The 7,180-nt window shown below is 63.9% G+C and carries 8 protein-coding genes; 6 read left to right on the forward strand and 2 right to left on the reverse strand.

The features are described from left to right. The 4 genes from VMR03_RS18345 to VMR03_RS18360 form a co-directional block, all read left to right on the forward strand. The coding region (locus VMR03_RS18345) for an enoyl-CoA hydratase (RefSeq protein ID WP_325407814.1) at window positions 1–790 on the forward strand (790 nt) is incomplete at its 5' end. Between the two features lie 27 nt (window positions 791–817). Next, window positions 818–1,675, forward strand: coding sequence for a glucose 1-dehydrogenase (locus VMR03_RS18350; protein ID WP_325407816.1), 858 nt, complete (start codon window positions 818–820; stop codon window positions 1,673–1,675). A 76-nt stretch (window positions 1,676–1,751) separates the two neighbouring features. Further along, window positions 1,752–2,093: a PilZ domain-containing protein gene (locus VMR03_RS18355; protein WP_325407818.1), complete on the forward strand. Its 342-nt coding sequence runs from the start codon at window positions 1,752–1,754 to the stop codon at window positions 2,091–2,093. Window positions 2,094–2,172: 79 nt separating this feature from the next. Further along, window positions 2,173–2,961: a glucose 1-dehydrogenase gene (locus VMR03_RS18360; protein ID WP_325407820.1), complete on the forward strand. Its 789-nt coding sequence runs from the start codon at window positions 2,173–2,175 to the stop codon at window positions 2,959–2,961. 10 nt (window positions 2,962–2,971) lie between these two features. On the opposite strand, the gene VMR03_RS18365 is transcribed toward VMR03_RS18360, so the two are convergent. After that, window positions 2,972–3,718 (reverse strand): alpha/beta hydrolase, encoded by a 747-nt coding sequence (locus tag VMR03_RS18365; protein WP_325407822.1) that lies wholly within the window; start codon window positions 3,716–3,718, stop codon window positions 2,972–2,974. A 96-nt stretch (window positions 3,719–3,814) separates the two neighbouring features. On the opposite strand from VMR03_RS18365, the gene VMR03_RS18370 reads away from it, so the two are divergent. Together VMR03_RS18370 and plsY are read left to right on the forward strand one after the other, a co-directional pair. Further along, entirely contained in the window at window positions 3,815–5,077 is a 1,263-nt protein-coding gene (locus tag VMR03_RS18370) for a M20 family metallopeptidase (protein ID WP_325407825.1), read from the forward strand. A 32-nt stretch (window positions 5,078–5,109) separates the two neighbouring features. Continuing rightward, the gene (plsY, locus tag VMR03_RS18375; RefSeq protein WP_325407827.1) at window positions 5,110–5,796 is read left to right on the forward strand and encodes a glycerol-3-phosphate 1-O-acyltransferase PlsY; all 687 of its coding nucleotides are present in this window, start codon (window positions 5,110–5,112) and stop codon (window positions 5,794–5,796) included. A 62-nt stretch (window positions 5,797–5,858) separates the two neighbouring features. Here the strand turns inward: plsY and VMR03_RS18380 are convergent. After that, window positions 5,859–7,180, reverse strand: a 1,322-nt coding sequence (locus tag VMR03_RS18380) for an MFS transporter (RefSeq protein ID WP_325407829.1), incomplete at its 5' end; no start/stop codon positions are given.

Consider the following 7,180-nt stretch of genomic DNA (forward strand, 5'->3'; position numbering starts at 1 on the left):
CTCCCCCACGCCTCGCATGATCGCCGAGAAAGACGGCGCGATCGGCTGGATGATCTTCAACAATCCGGAGCGGTTGAACGCCGTCAGCCTCGACATGTGGGAGGCGGTGCCGAAAATCATTGCCGAATTCGAGGCCGATCCAGAAATCCGCGTCATCGTGCTGAAGGGCGCGGGCGGCAAGGCCTTCGTGGCGGGTGCCGACATCTCGCAGTTCGAGGCCCAACGCGGCAATCCCGCAAGCGTCGCGGTTTACGAGGATGCGACGACACTCGCCTTCGAGACCATCGCGCGCGCCGAGCGCCCGACCATCGCGATGATCGACGGTTATTGCATCGGCGGTGGGCTCGGCATCGCACTCTCCTGCGACCTGCGTTTCGCGGCAGAGGGTTCGACCTTCGGCATCCCCGCGGCAAAGCTCGGTCTCGCTTATGCGGCGTCGGGCACCCGCCGCCTCGTCGATGTGGTGGGCCCGGCCTATGCCAAGGAAATATTCTTCACCGCGCGGCGTTTCACCTGCGAGGAGGCACTCGGCATGGGCCTCGTCAACCGTGTTTTCACGTGCGAGACGCTCGAAGCACAGACGCGCGACACCTGCGCGATCATCTCGGAGAATGCGCCGCTCACCGTCATGACGGCGAAGAAAATCGTCGATGAGACACGCAAGCCCGCGGAGAATTTCGACCCGCATTATTGCGACCAGTTGATCGCGCGCTGCTTCGGCAGCGAGGACTATGCCGAGGGCCGAAAGGCTTTCATGGAAAAGCGAAAGCCTGTATTCAAGGGCCGCTGAGACAACAATAACAGGACGGGGTACGTCATGGCCGGAAGGCTCGAAGGCAAGGTTGCGATCATCACCGGCGGCACCAGCGGCATCGGCCGCGGCACGGTCGATCTCTTCCTCCAGGAAGGTGCGAAGGTCGTCTGCGGCGATCTGCAGGACCACAAGGGCGAAGCGATGGAACGCGAGCTCGGGCCCGCCTTCTCCTATTGCCGTACCAATGTCGCGCATGAGGACGAGGTAAAGGCCCTCGTCGCCCATGCGATCTCGAAGTTCGGCAGGCTCGACGTGATGTTCAACAATGCCGGGTTCGGCGGCGTCGGCGGCGAGCTGCAGGACATCGACATGAACGGCTTCGACGAGACCGTCGGCGTGCTGCTCAAGGGCGTCGTGCTGGGTTACAAATATGCCGTGCCGCACATGAAGGCGCAGAAATCCGGCAGCATCATCTCGACGGCATCGGTCGCCGGCCTTCAGGCCGGTTACGGTCCCCTCGTCTATTCGGCCTGCAAGGCCGCCGTGCACCACTTCTCACGCTGCGCCGCGATGGAACTCGCGCCGTACTTCGTGCGCTCAAATGCGATCTGTCCCGGCGGCATCGCGACCTCGATCTTCGGTGCGGGGCTAGGCCTCGGTACCCAGGTCGCCGATCAGCTCGCCGTCGTCATGCAGGAACATCTGGCCAAGATTCAGCCGATGCCGCGCTCAGGCCTGCCGATGGACATCGCCGAAACGGCGCTCTTCCTCGCGAGCGACGCCTCGAGCTTCGTGACCGGCCAGACCATCGCCGTCGATGGCGGCCTGACCGCCGGCCCGATGACGTCGCTCGGCAAGCGGGTCGATTTCGAGAAGGTGATCGGCGACTTCCTTGCGAACCTGCCATCGGACAAGTCTTGAGCCGGTTCGGCAATCATTTGGAAACCATGAACGTCTAGGCTCGCCTCGGAGGGGTCCGTCTCCTCCGGGGAAAGCCATGACCGAAACGCCCGACAAATCCGACGACGCCGAGCGCCGCCTTTTCCGGCGCATCGGTACGCATATCGAGGGCCGCATCGTCTTCGCGGGCGTCGATGTCGATTGCATCGTGCATGAGATGTCGGCGACCGGCGCCCTGATCGAATGCCTGCCCCTCCCCGCGCTGGGCGCGGCCGTCGCGATCGACGTGCCGCATGTCGGCTTCGCGCGAGGCACGGTCATCCGGCACGACGACGATCTCGCTTGCATCGAGCTTGCGACCGCGTCCGGCAAGCGGCTGAAACTCACCGACCGGCTCATTCTCGCCGCGTTCCGCAACCCGCCCGGAGACCGGGACTGACCGTCGGTCCAATCCCCGGTCTGGCGCCCGCGCGCGGAACAGCTAAACTCCCTGTAAACAGAATCCGCAGGGGAGAGACATGACGCTCAAGGACAAGGTTTCCATCGTCACTGGCTCGGCAACGGGTCTCGGTGCCGCCGTCGCCATCAAGCTTGCCGAGCGTGGCAGCAACGTCGTCATCAATTATACGAAGAGCGAGAAGGAAGCGAAGGAGACGCTCGCTCTTGTGAAGTCGAAGGGCGTCGACGCCATCATGGCTCAGGGCGACGTCGGCGAGGACGCAGATTGCCGCCGGATCGCTCAGGCCGCCATCGACAAGTGGGGCCGCATCGACGTGCTGGTCAACAATGCCGGCACAACGCAGTTCGCCAATCATGCCGATCTCGAGGCCCTGAGCGCCGAAGACTTCATGTGGATCTACAAGGTGAATGTCGTCGGCGCCTATCAGATGATCCGCGCCTGCGCACCCTCCATGAAAAAGGCCGGCAAGGGGTCCGTCGTCAACATTTCCTCGATCGCAGGCGTCGCGGGCATCGGCTCGTCGGTCGCCTATGCGGCCTCGAAAGGCGCGCTCAACACGATGACGCTGTCGCTGGCCCGGTCGCTCGCGCCCGAGATCCGCGTCAACGCCGTTTGCCCCGGCTTCATCGGCACGCGCTGGTTCTCCGACCGTTTCGGCGAGGCTCAGTTCGAGAAGATCAAGAAGCAACAGGAAGAGACGACGCCGCTCGCCCGCGCCGGCACACCCGACGACATCGCGGTCTCGGTCGCCTTCTTCGCAGGCGAAGGCTCGGACCACATCACCGGCGAAACGCTCATCACCGATGCCGGTCTTCATCTCGGCTTTGCGCCGCTCAAGGCGCGGTAGGCGTTCGGCCTCACTCCGCCAGAAACTTCAACACCGCTTCCTTGTAGGCGCGGTCGCCAACCGCCTTCATGTGGTCGCGCCTGGGAATCGTGAAGGCGCGACCGCCGGGAATGCGGGCGGCGAGCGGCGCGGCCGGACCTGCCTGGTCGTCCGTTTCGCCGGCGACGATGAGCGTGGGCCGCGTAATCTGCGACAGAAGCTCGTCCGGAAAATCTGCCCGCACGGCCTCGAAGCAGAGCGCCAACGCCTTCCGGTCCTGATGGTTCTGATCGGCAAAGGTGCGAAAGAGTTTCGCCGCCGGGTTTGCGATCGAGGCCGGGTCGTCGGTCAGCAGCGCCTCGACGACGGCGGTAGACTTCTTGTCCTTGTCGAGCAGGCGCTCGCCGACGCCGGCGGCGATCACGTGATCGAAGCGTTCGGGATAGGTGGCGGCGGCGACCAGCGAAACCATGCCCCCCATCGAATAGCCCATCAGGTCGGCGCCGGGCTCGCCGAGATGATCGAGCAGCGCCACGACGTCGCCCGCCATCGCTTCGAGCGTGTAGGCTTCCGCGTCATGCGGCTTGTCGCTCGCGCCGTGACCCCGCCCGTCCGCCATGATGACGCGGTAGCCTGCCTCGATCAACGTGCGCGACCAGCTCGTCGCGATCCAGTTCACTTGATGAGTCGAAGCGAAGCCATGCACGAGCAGGATGGGCGAGCCTTCGCCCTCCACGCGATAGGCGAGCCTCAGCCCGTCGGACTCGAAATACTGCACAGGCGGCCTCCATGACGTTTCGCCTCACCATAGCATTTTCATCACGGTGGAAAGTGGCATACCAAGCGTCTAGGATTTCAGAAAAGGGAGAACCGAATGACCGCTTCCGCGCTGAAACGTCAGGTCTGCGATGCCATCGACGCCATGGCCCCCGCGCTCATCGAAGTGAGCCATGCGATCCACGCAAACCCGGAACTCGCCTTCCACGAAGTCGAAGCGGCGCGGCTGCTGACGGCGCGGATCGAAAGCGCGGGCCTGCCGGTGACGCGCGGCGCTTTCGGATTGCCGACCGCCTATGCGTCCGTTTTCGGCCCCAAGGGCACGCCGGAAGTGGCGATCCTTTCCGAATATGACGCACTGCCCGGCATCGGTCATTCCTGCGGCCACAACATCATCGCGACGACCGGCCTGGGCGCGGCGCTGGCGCTCGGGAAACTCGGCGAGGCACTTCCCGGCCGTGTGCGCTATCTCGGCACGCCGGCCGAAGAGCGCGGCGGCGGCAAGGAGCTGATGGCGCAACAGGGCGCCTTCGACGGCGTCGATTCAGCGATGATGGTGCATCCGGCCGGCATCGACCTCATCACCATGCCCTGCATCGCGATTTCAGAAGTCGTCGTCACCTATCGCGGCAAGAGCGCCCATGCCTCCGCCGTGCCGCATATGGGCCTCAACGCGCTCGATGCGCTGGTCACCGCCTATCAGGCGATCGCGCAGCTCCGGCAGCACATCAAACACAGCGAGCGCATCCACGGCATCATCACCAAGGGCGGCATGGCGCCGAACATCGTCCCGGACGAGACCGAAGGCTTTTTCTATGTGCGGGCCGCGAATGCCGAGGAACTGGCCGTGCTGAAGAGGCGCGTGCAGGCCTGCTTCGAAGCGGGCGCGCTGGCGACGGGCTGCACGGCAGAGATCAAATGGGCGCAGGCCGATTATCTCGACCTCAAGACCAGCATGCCGCTGGCCCGCTCATATGAAACCAACATGCGCACGGTCGGCCGCGATTTCTTCCCCATTGAGAAGTTGCCGGCAGGTTCGGCGGGCAGCACCGACATGGGCAATGTCAGCCACCGCGTCCCCTCGATCCATCCGATGATTTCCTGCGCGCCGCCCAACGTCGTCATTCACAATCCCGAATTTGCGCGCTGGGCAGGATCCGAGACCGGCGACAAGGCTTGTATCGATGGCGCGAAGGCGCTCGCCATGACCGCCATCGACTACATGACGGACGCGGACCTGCGCGGTCGCGCCGCCGCCGAATTCGCGGCCACTGCCGAAAGCTCGGCGCGTTCCATCGCCGCCGCCTACGATCCGAGCGGGATCGCCGAAATCGGCGGCTGCGGTTGCGGCGCGCATTGAGTGAAGGCTGGAGAACTGGTGAGGCGCATGCTGTGATTTTCTGGATCGGCGCAACAATTGGACCGGCGGTGGCCTATCTCCTGGGCTCCACGCCCACGGGCTATCTGGCGGGCAAGCTGCTCTATGGCGTGGACATTCGGGAGCATGGCTCCAAATCCACAGGGGCGACGAATGTGCTGCGGACCGTGGGGAAATGGCCGGCGCTAATGGTGCTCCTGCTGGACGTGCTGAAAGGTGCAGGTGCGGTCGTCTTCACCCGCTGGTTCTATCCCTGGTTCTATACATTGCCCTCCGTCACGCCACCGGCCACGCTCGATCTTCAAACCTTGATGCCCTGGGCTATTTGCCTGGCGGGGCTTGCCGCGTTGCTGGGGCACGGCCGATCGATTTGGTTGAATTTTACAGGCGGCAAATCCGTTGCGGCAGGCCTGGGCGTGTTGCTCGCGATGTCCTGGCCGGTAGGGTTGGGTGGCGCGATCGTTTTCGGTCTTACGCTGGCCGTCTTTCGGATTGTTTCCCTGAGTTCGATGCTGGCGGCGTTAACGGCGATCATCCTCGTATGCGCCCTGGAGCAACCTTTGCCCTTCCGGCTAATGGTCGTCGCGGGCGGCATCTACGTGATCGTGCGCCATCGCGCCAACATCCAGCGACTCCTCGCCTGGACAGAACCACGCGTAGGGCAAAGCAGCCCGGTACCGAAGGCGGATTCGCAAATCTAGCCTACGCCAGCGGGGGCTGGGGAAGATCGCCTCCCGACGTTGCGTGCGGGCTCAATACGCTCTCAGTTTATCGGCGGATTTTCCATCGACTCGAATTCCTCGACGACGCGCTCGTCGAGGATCTTGCGCAGTTCCCGCTGCTCCTTCAGGCCGATGGGAAAGCCCCACATCATGAAGGCGACGAAGAGATTGGCGAAGAACGGCACGGCCACGTAAATCTGGTTGAGGTGGCCGAGCGTCACCGGATCGTTCTCACCCGACGGCTTGAAGCCGATGAGGTCGAGTGCCCAGAAGACGACGCCGATCGCGACCGCGCTGCCGACCTTCGCCGTCAGCGTCAGCAGCGCATAAAAGAGGCCGGTGCGCCGCTGGCCCGTCTGCACCTCGTCGTAGTCGCCGATGTCGGCCATGATCGAGCGATAGAGCACGTTCGGAATGCCGACATTCATGCCGAGGAAGAGCAGCACGAGCGAGGCGACCCAGATGTTGCCCGGCGGAATGAGAAACAGAACCGGCACGAAGCAGACATTGAAGAGCGAGGCCGCGATCATCGTGCGGTGCTTGCCGAAGCGATAGCTAAGCTTCAGTGCGACCGGCACGAAGGCGACGCCGGCGAAGAAATAGAGCAGCAGGAGCTGGTTCGAATAGGTGCCGACGCCCCAGACATAGGTCGCCTCGTAGATGAACATGGCGCCGAGGGCTGATCCCGAAAAGCCGCTCGCGAGGTCCGCGATGACGACGCGACGCAGCGCGGTATTCGAGACCAGGGCCTTCCACGCCTCGCTCATCGGCAGATGCGCCTGATGACGCTGCTTGCGCTCACCCATCATGGTGACGGCGAAGAAGACGGTCACCGGCAGCAATATGATGATGAACCAGCCCATGATGTTGACGCTCGCGTCCTGCGCCTTGTCGCCGCCCATCTTTTCGATGATGGCGGGCAGCATCAGGACCAGCGGCACGCCCAGCACGGCGAGCCCTTCGCGCCACGCCTGGATGCGGGAGCGCTCATTGTAGTCGTCGGTGAGTTCGGCGCCCCACGACATGTGGGCGAGCAGGATCATGGTGTAACCGAGATAAAGGCCCAGCAGACCGAAAAGCAGGTACTCCGGCGTGACCGGCGCAGTCGGAAAGAAGACGTACCAGCTCGAGATCAGGATGATCGGCACGGAGAGCACGATCCAGTGCCGCCGCCTGCCCCACCGGCTCGGAAACCGATCCGACACGATGCCGAGGACCGGATCGACGAAAACGTCCCAGAAACGCGCCAGCATGAAGATGGTGCCGACCGTGCCGAGGCCGAGCCCCATCGGTCCGGCATAATAGGCAGGCAGATGCACGGCGAGCGGCACGACCAGAGCGGCGATGGGGATGGACGGGCCGG

The sequence above is a fragment of the Parvibaculum sp. genome (genome assembly GCF_035511255.1).
Taxonomy (GTDB): Bacteria; Pseudomonadota; Alphaproteobacteria; order Parvibaculales; family Parvibaculaceae; genus Parvibaculum.

Bases quoted from the DNA above. Each gene is read 5' to 3' on its own strand.
- VMR03_RS18355 (WP_325407818.1), top strand. From the start codon at position 1,752: ATGACCGAAACGCCCGACAAATCCGACGACGCCGAGCGCCGCCTTTTC.
- VMR03_RS18370 (WP_325407825.1), top strand. From the start codon at position 3,815: ATGACCGCTTCCGCGCTGAAACGTCAGGTCTGCGATGCCATCGACGCC.
- VMR03_RS18360 (WP_325407820.1), top strand. From the start codon at position 2,173: ATGACGCTCAAGGACAAGGTTTCCATCGTCACTGGCTCGGCAACGGGT.
- VMR03_RS18350 (WP_325407816.1), top strand. From the start codon at position 818: ATGGCCGGAAGGCTCGAAGGCAAGGTTGCGATCATCACCGGCGGCACC.